Annotated in this window: 15 protein-coding genes; all 15 read right to left on the reverse strand. The window is 56.9% G+C overall.

Annotated elements, in window-relative coordinates; translation table 11 throughout:
* Nucleotides 1-27 precede the first annotated feature (27 nt).
* Nucleotides 28-1,299: a PQQ-dependent sugar dehydrogenase gene (locus tag ACZ5C3_RS18100; RefSeq protein WP_464031824.1), complete on the reverse strand. Its 1,272-nt coding sequence runs from the start codon at nucleotides 1,297-1,299 to the stop codon at nucleotides 28-30.
* Between the two features lie 107 nt (nucleotides 1,300-1,406).
* Complete coding sequence (pip, locus tag ACZ5C3_RS18105; protein WP_464031825.1) at nucleotides 1,407-2,390, reverse strand: prolyl aminopeptidase; 984 nt, start codon at nucleotides 2,388-2,390, stop codon at nucleotides 1,407-1,409.
* Nucleotides 2,380-3,588, reverse strand: coding sequence for a pyrroloquinoline quinone biosynthesis protein PqqE (gene pqqE / locus ACZ5C3_RS18110; RefSeq protein WP_464031827.1), 1,209 nt, complete (start codon nucleotides 3,586-3,588; stop codon nucleotides 2,380-2,382). The genes pip and pqqE overlap by 11 nt, the downstream gene beginning before the upstream one ends.
* On the reverse strand, nucleotides 3,585-3,893 hold the full coding sequence (pqqD, locus tag ACZ5C3_RS18115) for a pyrroloquinoline quinone biosynthesis peptide chaperone PqqD (RefSeq protein WP_464031829.1): 309 nt from the start codon (nucleotides 3,891-3,893) through the stop codon (nucleotides 3,585-3,587). Before pqqD ends, pqqE begins: the two co-directional genes overlap by 4 nt.
* 5 nt (nucleotides 3,894-3,898) lie before the next feature.
* Nucleotides 3,899-4,663, reverse strand: a complete 765-nt coding sequence (pqqC, locus tag ACZ5C3_RS18120; protein ID WP_464031831.1) for a pyrroloquinoline-quinone synthase PqqC — start codon at nucleotides 4,661-4,663, stop codon at nucleotides 3,899-3,901.
* Nucleotides 4,660-5,589: a pyrroloquinoline quinone biosynthesis protein PqqB gene (gene pqqB / locus ACZ5C3_RS18125; RefSeq protein ID WP_464031835.1), complete on the reverse strand. Its 930-nt coding sequence runs from the start codon at nucleotides 5,587-5,589 to the stop codon at nucleotides 4,660-4,662. Before pqqB ends, pqqC begins: the two co-directional genes overlap by 4 nt.
* A 133-nt stretch (nucleotides 5,590-5,722) precedes the next feature.
* Nucleotides 5,723-5,803 carry a pyrroloquinoline quinone precursor peptide PqqA gene (gene pqqA / locus ACZ5C3_RS18130; RefSeq protein ID WP_012029362.1) on the reverse strand — a complete coding sequence of 27 codons (81 nt, stop codon included), beginning with the start codon at nucleotides 5,801-5,803 and terminating at the stop codon, nucleotides 5,723-5,725.
* 187 nt (nucleotides 5,804-5,990) lie between these two features.
* The gene (gene phoB / locus ACZ5C3_RS18135) at nucleotides 5,991-6,692 is read right to left on the reverse strand and encodes a phosphate regulon transcriptional regulator PhoB (RefSeq protein WP_424626874.1); all 702 of its coding nucleotides are present in this window, start codon (nucleotides 6,690-6,692) and stop codon (nucleotides 5,991-5,993) included.
* A 28-nt stretch (nucleotides 6,693-6,720) separates the two neighbouring features.
* Nucleotides 6,721-7,437 (reverse strand): phosphate signaling complex protein PhoU, encoded by a 717-nt coding sequence (phoU, locus tag ACZ5C3_RS18140; protein WP_464031837.1) that lies wholly within the window; start codon nucleotides 7,435-7,437, stop codon nucleotides 6,721-6,723.
* A gap of 23 nt (nucleotides 7,438-7,460) precedes the next feature.
* Nucleotides 7,461-8,285, reverse strand: a complete 825-nt coding sequence (pstB, locus tag ACZ5C3_RS18145; RefSeq protein ID WP_464031839.1) for a phosphate ABC transporter ATP-binding protein PstB — start codon at nucleotides 8,283-8,285, stop codon at nucleotides 7,461-7,463.
* Nucleotides 8,282-9,127: a phosphate ABC transporter permease PstA gene (gene pstA, locus ACZ5C3_RS18150; RefSeq protein WP_464031841.1), complete on the reverse strand. Its 846-nt coding sequence runs from the start codon at nucleotides 9,125-9,127 to the stop codon at nucleotides 8,282-8,284. Before pstA ends, pstB begins: the two co-directional genes overlap by 4 nt.
* Before the next feature lie 4 nt (nucleotides 9,128-9,131).
* A complete protein-coding gene (gene pstC / locus ACZ5C3_RS18155) occupies nucleotides 9,132-10,121 on the reverse strand; it encodes a phosphate ABC transporter permease subunit PstC (RefSeq protein ID WP_464044791.1) in 990 nt (329 codons plus the stop codon).
* 96 nt (nucleotides 10,122-10,217) lie between these two features.
* Nucleotides 10,218-11,228, reverse strand: coding sequence for a phosphate ABC transporter substrate-binding protein PstS (gene pstS, locus ACZ5C3_RS18160; protein ID WP_464031843.1), 1,011 nt, complete (start codon nucleotides 11,226-11,228; stop codon nucleotides 10,218-10,220).
* 554 nt (nucleotides 11,229-11,782) lie between these two features.
* Nucleotides 11,783-13,087 (reverse strand): hypothetical protein, encoded by a 1,305-nt coding sequence (locus tag ACZ5C3_RS18165; RefSeq protein ID WP_464031845.1) that lies wholly within the window; start codon nucleotides 13,085-13,087, stop codon nucleotides 11,783-11,785.
* Between the two features lie 230 nt (nucleotides 13,088-13,317).
* Nucleotides 13,318-14,832 (reverse strand): CYTH and CHAD domain-containing protein, encoded by a 1,515-nt coding sequence (locus tag ACZ5C3_RS18170; RefSeq protein WP_464031847.1) that lies wholly within the window; start codon nucleotides 14,830-14,832, stop codon nucleotides 13,318-13,320.
* Nucleotides 14,833-14,921: the final 89 nt, after the last annotated feature.

Consider the following 14,921-nt stretch of genomic DNA (forward strand, 5'->3'; position numbering starts at 1 on the left):
CCGACTTCGTTTGCTTTCAAGCGTTCGTTACTTCGAAGCCGATTTCTGCTTGCCGTAGCTGATGCGATAAACCGCACCATTCCAGTCGTCGGAAACCAGCAACGATCCGTCCTTCATCTGCTGCACGTCGACCGGACGGCCGAGATACTTGTTGTCTTCGATGAACCCAGTCAGGAACGGCTCGACCGACTTCACGGTGCCGTCCTTGTTCAGCTTCACCGCAACAACGTCGCCACCTTCCTTCTTGCTCTTATTCCAGGAGCCATGGCGGGCAACAAAGATGGTGTTCTTATAGCTGCCCGGGAACATGCTGCCCGTATAGAACCGCATGCCGAGGGACGCAGTGTGCGGGCCCATCAGACCGACAGGCGGCGTGAATTCGCTACAGGACTTGCCCCAGCCGAATTCGGGATCGGTGAAGTTACCCTGATAGCAGTAAGGTGCACCGAAATCTTCGCCAGTCTTGGTGACGCGGTTAAGCTCGTCCTGCGGGATGTCCTCGGACAGCCAATCGCGGCCGTTATCGGTAAAGTAGAGCTGCTTGGTTTCTGGATTCCAGTCGAAGCCGACCGTGTTGCGAACGCCTTTCGCGATCACCTCTGCGCCGCTACCGTCGAGGTTCATACGCCGAATCTGGCCGTGCGCGTCGTCATGAAGCACGTTGTTGCCCGGCTGTCCGACCGGCACGTACAGCTTGTTATCCGGACCAATCGCGATGAACTTCCAGCCGTGGGCTTCGTCCTTCGGCAGATTGTCGTAGATCATCGTCGGCTTTGGCGGATTTTCGAGGCTGTCTTCCACCTTGTCGATCTTCGAGATCTTCGACAGCTCGGCGATGTAGAGCGTGCCGTTATGGAAAGCGACGCCATTCGGGCGGTAGAGACCGGACGCGAGGACCTTGACGGTCTGCTTCCCGTCTTTGCTGCTGACGGCGTAAACCTTGTCGACCGTACGGCTACCAACGAAGACCGTCCCCTTGTCACCCTGAGCCATCGAGCGGGCATTCGCCATGCCGGAAGCGTAAACCTCGACATTGAAGCCTGCCGGCACCTTCAGCTTTGCGGTCGGCAATTTATCGGCGGCTGTCGGGATGGGAGGACCTGCGACAGGGGCCAACTTGGCGGCTTCAGCACTTTCTGGGCGTCCAATCAGCGGCGACCCCGGAGGAAGCGCGGGCGCAGCGGCTGGTGCCGCAGCCGGTGGACTGGCTGGCTGCTGGCTGTTCGCTGCAAATGCGAACACGCCCGTAAAGACAGTCGCGAGCAACATGCTGCGCGAAACAGACGAAAACACTCTCATATACTTCCTCCCTCTTCAAAACTTTTCATCGGAAGCCGATGCTTGCGCCGCGCACTCTCCAAATTTCTGGTGCGCTTTGCAATCAGAAAGTCCATTCAGTTCTGGCGCTATATGCCTGCTAGCTCTGCGATTGCCGTTGCCACAGCATCCCTGATGCCGGGATCGTAAAGGGAATGCCCGGCCGCATCGACAATGCGCAAGCTTGCATCAGGCCATGCTGCAGCCAGCGCATATGCAGTATTTGGCGGGCACAAAAGATCGTAGCGCCCCTGCACAATGATCCCGGGAATGCCATTCAATCGGCCAGCATTTGATAAAAGTTGTCCCGGCTGCATGAAGCAGTCGTTACGGAAGTAATGCGCTTCCATGAAGGGGGTCGACGGCAACGCGCGGGAAGAATTGTTAACCGAATCCAGATCCAATCGCGTCTTTCTAGGCTTGAGCTCGGAGAGAATGCGCTCAGTGTCATGCCAGGCTCGAGCAGCAGGCCCATGAATTGCCGGATCAGGATCAAGAATACGGCGCCAATACGCATCCAACGGCTGATCGCGCTCGTCTGGCGCAAGTAGGCTGAGAAAGTCCTCGTTCAACGCAGGATAGAACCGGCGTAATCCACCGGTGAATGTCCATTCCAGTTCTACACGTGTTCCTAGAAAAGTTGCCCGCAATACAATGCCGCTGACGCGATCTGGGTGGGCCTGTGCATAGGCAATCGCCAATGTCGCGCCCCACGACCCGCCTACAACAAGCCAGCGATCGATACCCAGCATTTCACGGATAGACTCCATATCCGCGATCAGATGAGGAAGCGTGTTCGCGTGGCGCGCACCCTTGGGGAGACTTCGACCTGCGCCTCGCTGGTCAAAGAGAACCGCATGGAAACGTTGCGGATCGAACAGCTTTCGGTGATCCGGCTGACAACCGCTGCCCGGCCCACCGTGGAGATACACGGCCGGAATTCCATCCACGCGGCCGACGGTCTCGACATAGATTTCGTGACCATCGCCAACCGGCAAGTGCCTCGTTGTAAGAGGGGCGAATGGATCAGCCTGCTTGCCGGATGGCACAGCCTCTCCGGCATCAGCCGCCATGGAGATCTTCTTCCGTTTCCAGCGTGCCGCCGGAGAAATTGCGATAGATGAAACGTCGATTATCGTTCTCGGATTCCGTCAACGCCGTCTTGAAAATCTCCTCGTGAACGGGAGATAGCGCGCAGGCGGGATCGGTGTTGCCGGCATCGCCCGTCAATGCAAAGGCCTGACAGCGACAACCGCCGTAATCGATTTCCTTGAAGGCGCAGCTCTGGCACGGTTCGGGCATCCACCCCGTGCCGCGGTAGCGGTTAAAGGCATCGGAATTTTGCCAGATCCAGGCGACCGAGTGGTCGCGCACCGATTCAAAATGCAGACCGGTGATCGTCTCAGCCGCATGGCAAGGCAGCACCTTGCCGGAGGGAGAAATATTGAAGAACTGCCGTCCCCAACCGCCCATGCACTTCTTCGGCCTTAGCGCGTAATAGTCGGGCACCACGTAGTCGATGGCGAGAATGCCCTTGAGCCGTTCCTGGGCGTCCTCGACAATCCGTGTGGTCTCTTCGATCTGCTCCATGGTCGGCATCAATGCCGCACGGTTTTTCAACGCCCAGCCGTAGTACTGGACGTTGGCGACCTCGAGCCGGTCGGCATCAAGATCAACCGCCATTTGGATGATATCGGCAAGCTGAAACAGATTTTGGCGATGCATGACCGCATTGACCGTCAGAGGCAGGCCAAGTTGCCTCGCCCACCCTGCGGCTTCGATCTTCTTCGCATGTGCGTTCTTGAGACCAGCAACGCGATCGGCAACGACCTGTTCGCTGCCCTGAAAACTGATCTGGACGTGCGATAGCCCGGCATCTGCCAGCGCCGTGAGCTTGTCCTTTGTCAGCAGTACGGCTGACGTAATCAGATTGGAATAAAGCCCAACGTCGCTCGCGTGCTGAACCAATTCGACGAGGTCTTTCCGCGCCGTCGGCTCACCACCCGAAAAATGGATCTGCAGCACTCCGATCTGAGCAAGTTCGCTCAGAACCTTCTTCCACTCTTCAGTCGAAAGCTCGCTTGCGTTGCGTTCCAGCTCGACCGGATTGGAGCAATAAGGGCATTGCAACGGACAGCGGTGGGTGATTTCCGCCAAAACAGCCAGCGGAATGCCAAAGGTCTCTGCCTGCGACTTGCGCGTCTCGAGGATCGCCAACCCGTCAGTGGGATCAGCGTGGACGGAGCTCGCGTCAGTCAGCGTCGGACTCATGATTTCGTGTCCTGTGCCTCAGCCAAAAATCCCTTATCCGCAAGATCCTTCAACATCGCGATCACATCGCCTGCGATCAGCGCTCGATCAGCCACATACTTTTCCGCCAGCGTATCGATAATCGCATCCACGCTGCGTATGCCATCGCAAAGCTGAAGGATCTCGACCGCAATGTCGTCGGGAGCGAGCACGCGCTCCGGTACCAGGATCACCCACCGCTGCCGTGTCTCGTCGAAACGCAGCTTCGCGTGCCGCGCCAGCACCGGGCGACTACTCTCAGTTATGTCGATCCGACGATTTCGCAATGGCTTCAACCCTGTTCCGGCACGAAGGCCCCCGGCGGTATGTGGCCTTCGACATAGGCATGGTACAGCGCATCGAGCTGAACCCACAGCACGTTGGTCTTGAAGATGAGTGCATTGCACACGGCTTCGCGCTGTTCCGGCGTGGTTGCATGCGCCTTGACGAAATCAAGCGCGAAATTGGCGTCGCGCGGCGCCTGTTCCAGCCGACGCTTGAAATAGCTCATGATGTTCGGATTAACGAAATCATAGTGCGCCAGCATCCCGGAAATGCGCTCCTCATGGAGATTTGGCGCGAACAACTCCGTCAACGACGACGCGATGGCCTCAAGCGGAGTCTTGTCCCGGACGAAGTGGACATAGGCGTCTACCGCGAAGCGTGTTGCCGGCAGAATCCCCTCCGCAGACTCCACGTAATCGGAGTCGAGCCCAAGCCCCTCGGTCAATTTCAGCCAGCGCTCAATGCCACCTTCGGTGCCGAAATTCCCATCGTGATCTTCGATGCGATGCCGCCATTCGAGGCGAATATTGCGGTCGCGAAAACGGGAAAGCACCACCGCATCCTTGATGGGAATGGAGCTCTGATAGTAGTAGCGATTGAGTGCCCAGGCTTGGACCTGCCCCTTGTTGAGCTTGCCGCCGTGCAGCAGCCGGTGAAATGGGTGCAGATTGTGATAGCGGGTTTCGCCGATGTGCCGCAGCGCGGCCTCCAGGTCTTCCGCACTGGCAAGCGGCGTCCCTTTCGCCAATGAAAAGGCGGTTGTCGTCTTCAAACGATAATCTCCATCCCGTCCGAGGGAATTAGCCAGCCTGCCGCTTCGACATGCGCGCGCTCTGCGGACTCCGGCAACAGCGCCAAATTGGAATTGTTGATGTGAAGAAAAACTTTACGGCCAATTCCAAGATCGGCAAGGGCTGCTATTGCGCCATCCGTGCCTGACATGGCCATGTGCCCCATTCGCTGCCCTGTCTTGCTGCCAAGTCCGGCTGCAATCAGCTCATCATCGCGCCAGACCGTTCCGTCAAAAAACACCAGTGGGGCGTTTTTCAGACGCAGCTTCAGCTCAGGGGTCATGGCAGCGCAAGCCGCCAGAAAAAAGAAGTATTGGCCGCTCTGCTTGTCCGAAATTCGCAGGCCGACCGTATCGCCTGCTTCATCGTCCAGCGCAGGTGCTGCAGCATCTTCCAGATACCAGGCACGTTTGCCAGGAACGAGGAATGGGAGGACTTCCAATCCTGACGGTGAGCCGTCCGCCAGCATGGGCTCGAAAGCAACATCGAATTCGATCGGTTCGCGGCCTACCCGCTCCGCGCTCAGGACATTGAAGATGCTGTTATCCCTGAGTGTCGAAAGAACGCGCTGATGCGCGTAGATGGTGAAAGGCCAGCCCTCGCGCAGGGACAATAACCCAGCGACGGCATCGACCTCGCCGTTGGTCAGAATCACTCCCGAGATCGGACTGTGGCGTAATTGATCCAGTTTCGGATGAAGTTGCGGCGTTGCAATCACCTGCTGACGCAGGTCGGGCGACGCATTGATCAGAAACCAGTGTTCGTTATCGGCGCTGACAGCGATCGAGGCCTGTGTGGCTCGCAAATCCGGTCGCTCGATCCGCGTGGTTCGGCAAACCTTGCAGTTGCAGTTCCATTGCGGGACGCCGCCACCAGCCGCCACCCCTAGAACGACAACACGCAACATCCCGACGCCTCCGGCATTCCCGGCTTGCGGAAACTAGACCCAGACACAACAAAGCCCGGTGCGAAAGAACTCCACCTATCGGGCGAGCCCTAACGCAAACCGGACCAATTGTCTTTTGCAGAAATTCGCAGACTTACTTGCGCGCCGCGCAGGCATACATGTTGATTTCCATGCCCACCGGCACTTCAACAATCTTTGGAGCTTTCCAGGCCATTTTGGTCTCCTTCCCAATTCATCCTGCGACTGGGTTTTTATTGCCCCGTCATGAGTCAGGTTAACATGGAGATGCCCAAAAGCGAGGTGCAATTTTGCTCCTAATCGGCACAAAATTGTTATCAGCGCCTACCAACGATTGCAGAGCAACATCTCTTTAATGCTGCTCTGCAGCAATCTTGTTGGGATTACTCAGCTTTGGCGAAGCGATCGTCCAAGGCATATCCGGCGCCGCGAACGGTCCGGATGGGATCCTGCTCCCGGCCTAGGTTCAGAAGTTTCCTGAGCCGGCCGATATGGACGTCCACGGTGCGCTCATCGATATAGATGTCACGCCCCCAAACACCGTCGAGCAATTGCTCGCGGCTGAAAACGCGTCCCGGGTGTTCCAGGAAGAACTCCAGAAGACGGTATTCGGTCGGTCCGAGATCGATGGGGCGGCCGGAACGAGCCACACGGCGCCGGTCACGGTCCAATTCGATGTCACCAAAGGCAAGAACCGTGGCAAGGCGCTCGGGGCTGGCGCGACGCAACAAGCCCTTCACCCGCGCCAAGAGTTCCGGCACCGAGAATGGCTTGACGATGTAGTCGTCCGCTCCGGTGGCAAGACCCCTCACCCGTTCGCTTTCCTCGCCGCGCGCGGTCAGCATGATGATCGGGATCTGCTTCGTCTCAGGTCTTGCCCGCAGACGACGGCAAAGTTCGATCCCCGACAAACCAGGCAACATCCAATCGAGCACGATCAGATCAGGGATGTGCTCCTTAAGCCTGGTGTCGGCGTCGTCACCGCGTGCAACGGTTTCGACATCGTAGCCTTCAGCATCCAGATTGTACCGAAGCAACGTGGTCAACGCTTCTTCGTCCTCAACGACAAGAATTCGGGCGCTCATGTCCGACCCTTCAATTTAAACCCTCTCATCAGCTGCCGGAGACAACTGTCGCAAAACTCGTCATATCGCCTTTGGGGCGCTGATCGACCATCTGTTGACCTTCGATCATGTAGAAGACCGTCTCAGCGATATTCGTCGCATGGTCGCCGATCCGCTCGATGTTCTTGGCGCAGAACATCAAGTGGATGCAGAAGCCGATATTGCGCGGATCTTCCATCATGTAAGTCAGCAACTCACGGAACAACGAGGTGCAGATCGCATCGACTTCCTCGTCGCCCTTCCAGACCGCCATGGCAGCCGGCAAGTCATGCGCCGCATAAGCATCAAGCACCGACTTCACCTGGGACTGTACCAGATCGGTCATATGTTCGAGGCCGCGGATCAGCTTCAGCGGGTGGAAATCGCTATCGAGCGCGGCGACGCGCTTACCGATATTCTTGGACAAGTCGCCCATGCGCTCAAGATCAGTCGCAACTCGCAGCGAACCGACGATCTCTCGAAGATCGACAGCCATCGGTTGACGGCGCGCAATGGTCAGAACTGCACGCTCTTCGATCGCATGCTGCAACTTGTCGATGTCGAGATCGGCGGCAACGACACGCTTGCCCAACGCGACGTCCCGACGGATCAGGGCGTCGACAGAATCAACGATCTGACGTTCCGCCAAACCACCCATCTCTGCGACGAGCCGGTTAAGCTCCTGGAGATCTTCGTCGAACGCCTTGGCGGTATGATCTGTTCCCATAATAATTCTCCACGCGATAAGCGTCAGCCGAATCGGCCGGTGATGTAGTCTTGCGTCCGTCTGTCGGTCGGCGACGTAAAGATCTTGTTCGTATCATCGAACTCGATCAGTTGGCCGAGATACATGAACGCCGTCTTGTCGGACACGCGCGCCGCCTGCTGCATGTTATGCGTGACGATCGCGATCGTATAACTCTCTTTCAGTTCCTGGATCAGTTCTTCGACCTTGGCGGTGGAGATCGGGTCGAGCGCCGAGCAAGGTTCGTCGAACAGGATCACTTCCGGTCGCACCGCGACCGTCCGTGCGATGCACAGGCGCTGCTGCTGGCCGCCCGAAAGGCTCAAGCCGCTCGCATTCAGCTTATCCTTGACCTCGTTCCAGAGCGCGCCGCCGCGCAACGCGGCTTCAACGCGACCGTCCATTTCGGACTTGGAAATCTTTTCATAAAGACGGATACCGAACGCGATGTTCTCATAGATGGTCATCGGGAACGGCGTGGGCTTCTGGAACACCATGCCGATGCGCGCGCGCAGCAAGTTGAGGTCGAGCTTCGGGTCGAGAATGTTGGTGTTGTCCAGCATGAGCTGCCCGACCGCGCGCTGGCCTGGATACAGGTCATACATGCGGTTGAAAATACGCAACAACGTGGACTTTCCGCATCCCGACGGTCCGATGAACGCCGTCACCCGGTTCTCGCCCAGCAGCAGGTTGATGTTTTTCAGCGCGTGATGTTCGCCATAATAGAAGTTCAGATCACGCACCGTCACTTTGGGACGCGCATCCGCCGCTGCCATCATAGACGGTGCCGAGCTGGAAGAATGGCTAGTGGAGACAGAAAGCTCGCTCATTTTGCTGTCCTCTCGGCGACAAGAATGCGTGCGCCAATGTTAAGGGCAAGTACGGTCAGGGTGATGATCAAGGCGCCGCTCCACGCGAGTTCTTTCCAGTACGCATAGGGGCTTTGGACGAAGTTGTTGATAGTCACCGGCAGGTTAGCCATCGTCTTGGTCAGATCGAGGCTGAAGAACTGGTTGCTGAGTGCCGTGAACAGCAGCGGTGCGGTTTCACCCGCGACGCGCGCGGTTGCAAGCAGGATGCCAGTGATGAGCCCGGAGCGCGCAGCACGGTATGCGATGCGCTTAATCACGAGCGACCGTGGCAGACCGAGCGCCGAAGCGGCTTCACGAAGCTGATTTGGCACCAGCCGCAACATGTCTTCCGTCGTACGCAACACCACTGGAATGACAATCACCGCAAGAGCAAGCGTACCCGCAAGCGCCGAAAACCCGCCCATCGGCACGACCACCGCACCATAAATGAACAAGCCGATTATGATCGAAGGCGCGCTCAACAGAATGTCGTTGATGAAGCGGATCACCGAGGTGAGCTTATCGTGCTTGCCGTATTCGGCGAGGTAAGTTCCGGCGAACAGTCCGATCGGTGCACCGATGCCAACGCCCAGCACGGTCATGATGAGCGAGCCAACGATCGCGTTCAGCAGGCCGCCTTCCGTCGATCCGGGAGGCGGCGTATTTTCAGTGAAGAGCTGAAGCGAGAGGCCTGCAAGGCCATTGTAAAACAACGTGAACAGGATGAGCGCGAGCCATGTCACGCCGAATAGAGCAGCACCCAGGCACAAAAACCTGACGATGATATCTGAGCGACGGCGGGATACGTAAATCGGGTTCATGAGTTTAGCCTCCCGCCTTCTTCTCAAGGCGCAGCAGCATCAAGCGAGCGCCAGCGAGCACGAAGAACGTCAAAACGAACAGCAGCAAGCCAAGCAACATAAGGCCCGATTGATGTAGTCCGTCGCTTTCGGCGAATTCGCTGGCGATCGCCGCCGAAATCGTCGTGCCAGGCGCGAAGATCGAAGACGAAATGCGGAACGAATTACCGATGATGAACGTCACGGCCATCGTCTCGCCAAGAGCGCGTCCGAGAGCCAGCATGACACCACCGATCACGCCGACACGCGTATAAGGGATCACGACGCTGCGCACGACTTCCCAGGTTGTACAACCCAAGCCGTAAGCGGCTTCCTTCAGCACCGGAGGCACTGTGGCAAAGACGTCGCGTGAAATGGCGGTGATGAACGGGAGGACCATGATCGCGAGAATCAGCGACGCATTGAAAAGGCTGAGGTAGGACGGCGGACCGGCGAAGATCGATCCGAGCACTGGAACGCCGTCGAAGATCTTGATCATAAAGGGTTGGAATGTGTTGGCCAGGAACGGCCCGAGCACGAAGAAACCCCACATGCCGTAGATGATGGATGGAATACCTGCGAGCAGCTCAACTGCCATGCCAATGGGACGGCGCAGCCATTGCGGGCAAAGCTCGGTGAGGAAGATCGCGATGCCAATGCCGACCGGGATGGCGATGCACATCGCAATAACCGAAGTGATCAGCGTGCCGTAAATTGGTCCAAGCGCACCAAGCACCGGCGGATTTGCAGACGGCGCCCAGCGCTGCGTCGACAGGAAAGAAAGTCCATACTCCTGTATCGCAGGCCACGCGCCCGCGATCAGGGACAAAATAATGCCCCCGAGGATGAGAAGCACACCGATCGCGCAGGCGCGCGTGGTCCAGTAAAATGCTTTGTCCCCGAATTTGAAGGCACTCAACGCCTTGGCGCGGTCGTAGGGCCCGGCAGCTTCCATCGAAGTGCTTTGTACAGCCATCTCTGCCACGCTGATTCCCCTTGCTCAGTGAACTCTATTTGAAGCCGCCACCGGAGACTAAGCGGAGGAGAGGTCGCCCCCTCCTCCGCAAATGTCTTAGCTCTTGATGTCAGCCGACCAGGTCTTTTCGATCTGCTTGACGACCGCTTCCGGCATCGGAATGTAGTCGAGCTCTTCAGCCATCTTGCCGCCCTTCTCGAACGACCACTTGAAGAACTTCAGAGCTTCAGCCGAAGCAGCCTTATCGGCCGGAGCCTTGTGCATCAGGATGAAGGTTGCAGCCGTGATCGGCCAGGAGGTGTCGCCCGGCTGGTCGGTGAGGATGACGTAGTAACCAGGAGCATGCGCCCAGTCAGCGTTCGAAGCCGCGGCCTGGAATGCAGGAACGGTCGGCTGCACAGTCTTGCCGGCCTTGTTGATCATCGCTGCGTAGGTCAGCTTGTTCTGCTTCGCATAGGCGTACTCGACATAGCCGATCGAGTTCTTGGTCTGGCCGATGTTGCCAGCAACACCTTCGTTGCCCTTGGCGCCAACGCCCGTGGGCCATTCAACCGCAGTACCGGAACCAACCTTGGTCTTCCACTCTGCGTTTGCCTTCGACAGATAGTCGGTGAAGTTGAAGGTCGTTCCCGAACCGTCCGAGCGGCGCACGACGGTGATGGCGTCCGTCGGCAGCTTCAGCTTCGGATTCAGCTTGGCAATCGCGGCATCATTCCACTTGGTGATCTTACCGAGATAGATGTCGCCGAGCACTTCACCCGAGAGCACGAGCTCACCAGAGTTGATGCCTTCGAGATTTACGACCGGGACGATCGCGCCCATGACCATCGGCCACTGCGCCAGACCATCCTTGTCGAGCTGCTCAGCCTTCAGCGGCGCGTCAGTCGCACCGAAAGTCACGGTCTTGGCCTGGATCTGCTTGATGCCACCGCCCGAACCGATCGACTGATAGTTCAGACCGTTGCCGGTTTCCTTCTTATACGCGTCAGCCCACTTGGAATAGACCGGGAACGGGAACGTCGCTCCCGCGCCGGTGATGTCAGCGGCAAAAGCCGACGTCGATGCGGCCACGAGACCGGCAGCGACGATTGTTTTAATGAAATTCACAGGTTCTCTCCATCTTATGAGCGGGTGCGCAATCGTCTGCGATCGCCTCCCGAGGCCGCCTGTCTAAAGGTCCGGCATAGAGCTTTTATGGAGGTTGAATGACAGTCATATGACAGCCATCGGCGGTATTATTTAACTGGCAAACGTCCAAACAAACGACTGAAATATATAAAGAAATACCGACACGCCATTCAGCAGGGCATCCCTTGAACACCCCACTGCGCGGGAGTGTTAACGCCGTTATATGACAAGGGAACGACGTTCAAACGCGCGTCTCATACGCAGGTTTTTCCAACATGGGCGCCTGGCGAACGGCTCGCCGCCGAAAACCCTAATGAATAGTTACACTTCGTATCTTGCCGAAGAGAGCGATCCCGCGGTGAACAAGCCTTTGTTATCTGGTGATGCGCATGGAGGAGATGAGCTCAAGGCCCCTACTGAAGGGGCATCAATCATCGTGTACAGATAGATCCGAGCGCGCCCTCTTCCGCAGAAGAGAGACGCGCCGTGGAAATGCTCCGACTGCGCTTAAAGCACTGGGTCAATCAAGTGCCTTAGAGGTAAGCAGCGAGACCGCTGCCACCATTCAGCGTACTCTGGACCGACAGCATGGTTCTGTAGTTCTGGATGAGCTTGTTCGTGACGTCATCGGTCACGCCGAGGACCTGCTTCTCTTCGTCACTCATGTTCAGATAGCCCTGAATCACCCCGCCCGGACCGGTTGACGAACTATCTCCCGATGAATTCATCGTATTAAGAATGTTCGTGCGCGTCCGCTGCTCGAGTTCAGTCTTAGCCGCATAGGCTTCCTCACCTGAGAACGACGAGTCCTGATTCAGAGCGATTGTTGCCAGTGTGCGGTTATCGAAATTGGAAAAATCGACAAGCTGGCCAGTCTTTCGGGACGGATCAAAGACCAACTCCGTCCCATTATCCCGGGCGCGGTTTTCTTGATCGTCGAGCATCGACCGAGCATAAGCCGCGACATCTTGTGTAGAGGAATCAGGGCCAATAGCACCGGCGCTGGGCGCAGCTTGATCGAGCAACGCGCGGACGGGATCATTGCTGTCGCCCGTGTCGGGCGCCTTTCCGAATGAGGCCTTTGCAGCCGAGAGCCCATCCGTAACAGCCTGTTTCTGGGCCTTCCAGGTGTCGGTTGCCTTTTCAGCATCGCTCGCCTGATCCAGATAATCGGACGCAGCCTGATAAAGGCTCGCATAGTCACCGGTGTTACGCGCAATCACAACATGCGACGCCATTGACTTATCAAACCGCGAGGTCAATTCAGCGGCAGCGGCTGCCTTCTCGTCGTCACTGAAACGACCATCTGTACTCGATGCAACTTGAGATAAAACATCTCTGCTCTGGCCGCTCAGATCAACCGCAACCTGCCCGTCCAGCATGGCGGAGGAAATGCCGAGCTTGTCATACTGATCGTCGAACCAGGCACGAATGGTATCGAGCGGATCTGACGACGCATCCGCATCGTCTGATGAATCAGCGGCCTTTGCCGCGTCAGACGCATCTGCCGCTGAAGATGAAGATGAAGATGAAGATGAAGACGAAGACGCAGTGTCCGCCTCTTCCTTCCCATCAGAAGCGGCCGACGAATCGCTTGTGGCGGCCGACGCACTTGGATCCGCAACGTCTGCAGCCATCTTGGCCATATGGGCCGCGTGGGCCATATGGGCTTTCGCCTTATCAGACAGCGTCACGTTCGTGGCTGACGAAGAGTCCGAAGACGCGCTCTCCTCGTCCCCCATGTACTGCACCAAACTCGGCTGTGCGGCCGCAGCCGCATATTTACTCCATCCAGAATTCCACAACGAAGAAGGATAAGATCCGATGGTCGATGACATAGCGAGAAGCCCCAGCAAGCATTAGCCTGCCACACCCCTTGCAGGCCCTATGCCAAGCTGCAAACGCCTGGAATCTTGGGACATTTCCTCAATGCACCGGATAATTCATCACCCGACCCGGCAATTTTTGCAGCGACCGCGGCGCATTCTACCCAGTTGACCGCCCAATAACGATCGCTGCTCTCTATTTAGAGAATCGGTAACAGCCTCGCCTAAATTGAGGCCCTATCTCATTTCCAGTAAGGCCGCGCATTGCTGAAGGTTTTATGGGCCTGCGCAGCCGCAACGAGAACCGTCGTCTCGCGCGCCTCCTCGTGACCTATCACCAACCCAGCCGCGAATGTTGCTTCTGACATTTCAGCAGCGATCTCTTTTGACCGCGATATGTGCACGGAGATGTCATTGAGATCACCGAGACATGTCTGGATATCCTTGACCGCTGCAACAAATTTCCGCCGGCGTTTACGCATCTTTTTTTCCGGAAATAGCGTTTCAAAGAATTCTGACGCGTAGCGTATTTTCTTGGCCTGAATCCGCAACTTGTGTCGCTGTCTGGTGTCGAGTTCAAGCAAACGGCGTCCGCGTTTACGGATTTTCCGCCATCGCCGATTCAACTGCGCGACCATCGCCACCTCAACTGGCTCCTCGCAGCGTTGACGCAACAGCATATCTTGCGGCCTGCGCCAGCGTCCAATTTCAAGCCACTCGGCAACATTCAGTGTGAGTTTGCGAAACCGCTGAGAATGAACCGCCGACTTTACCCGCTCAAGAGCAACATCACGCCGCTTTGCGAGCTCGCCGGTTAATGGTCGCAGCTCCGCCGAATGGGCAGAGTCTTCAAGTGGATGAACAACCTCGGTCAAAAAGACATCCAACTCGCGCGAAGGACTGAGCTCTCCTGTCAGCCATTTCAGCTCGATCTTGATGTCATCCGTCTTCTTTCCGGGAATGATATCTGAGAAAAGCGACATCGCCGTGCGCAAGCGGCGCAAACCGACGCGCATCTGGTGAATTCCCTCAGGGTCTGAAGCAAGAACCGCGGGCTTGTTTGCAACGATTTGTTTGAGACACGCATTGGCAACAAGCCGAAACGCATCTGATGTGGTCATCCCGGCTTCAATCGTAACACTGTCGGTTTTCTCAACCGCAGCTTTAAAGCCGTCCAGCAACTCATACCCGCGCTGAGACTTGCTCTTGACTGCCAGATCCGCATGCGCGGAACGCGATAGCGAACGAGCGATTTTGAACAAGTGAGCCCTGCTCCCTCGCTTAAGTTCCAGTTCGGCCTCATCAAACGCAATCGTGTTCTTGCCCGTGTCGATAGAACCATGATCGATCGATAACGTGATCTCGTAGTCTTTAGTTACAAGCGGATAGGTGCTGCGTCGAACGCGCGTCTCAAAGACAGGGCGTAATTCGTTCTGAAAATCTTCATCGATGAAGGGTTGCAGCGCGGTACCTCTCGCCGCATCCAAATCGGGGCGATCCCCAGTGATTTCGGTCTCCCATTCGCCACGTTCAAACAATTCGCCGTTCGACGCCTTGATAGTCTGCACATAGTGATCGCCGATGCGTCGCACACGCAATGTCACGCCGTGCTTGTGCAACTTGAGCCGATCCGTATCGAAATAAACCGAGGTGAGATCCTCGCTTTGGGCAGGGTCGTTGTCATTGCTCGAAAGCGGAAGTTTCGTCAGTTCCCCCGGCAATTCGAGTTTGATCTCGACCTCTTTTGGCGTCGACATGGCGTGGTTCACTAAATATGCGGATGGGTGACAAACCGCTGCGGAATGACCTTAGTTCCCTTAGCCCAGACAATCGAATGACCGAGCCT

Source organism: Afipia dichlorophenoxyacetatis (assembly GCF_055386385.1).